This window comes from Micromonospora fiedleri (genome assembly GCF_016774385.1).
GTDB classification, from domain to species: Bacteria; Actinomycetota; Actinomycetes; order Mycobacteriales; family Micromonosporaceae; genus Micromonospora; species Micromonospora gifhornensis.
Genome location: NZ_JAETXL010000122.1, coordinates 1 through 439 on the forward strand (window position 1 = coordinate 1; position 439 = coordinate 439).

Here is a 439-nt window from a genome sequence, read left to right on the forward strand (position 1 = left end):
GGGGTCGTCGGGCACCGTGGGCGGCGGCTTACGTGGCCCCAACTGGCGGATGCGTCCGCGTACGTAGCCGGTGGCGCGTTCGGCCGCACCACGTTCGGCAAGCTTGGCCCGCTTGCCACCGACCGCCGCGGCCAGCGCCTTGAGGTCCAGCTCGCCGGTCACCGGCACGATCGCCACGGTGAGGGCGCCGGCCACCTCGGCGATCAGGGTCTTGAAGACCCGTCCGGGCGGTACGCCGATCGCGGCGGCGACCAACGCGCCGTAGTTCGGCGAGTCCGCCGCGACAGCGTAGGGATGGGTGCGATGGGTGATGCGGTGCTTCGTCAGCAGCACCATCGACGGCGTACCCCGTCCCGTCATGTGCGCCAACCTAGCTGCGCTCCCGGTCTGGAGGCCAGCGGCTTCCTGCGTCGGCCCTGCTCCGGCCCAGCTTTGACCC

The 439-nt window shown here is 72.0% G+C and carries 1 protein-coding gene; it reads right to left on the bottom strand.

Annotation, left to right across the window (positions count from 1 at the left end; genetic code table 11):
* A partial coding sequence (locus JMF97_RS30925) for a YbaK/EbsC family protein (protein WP_238360476.1) occupies window positions 1-360 on the bottom strand: 360 nt, incomplete at its 3' end.
* Between the last annotated feature and the right edge of the window lie 79 nt (window positions 361-439).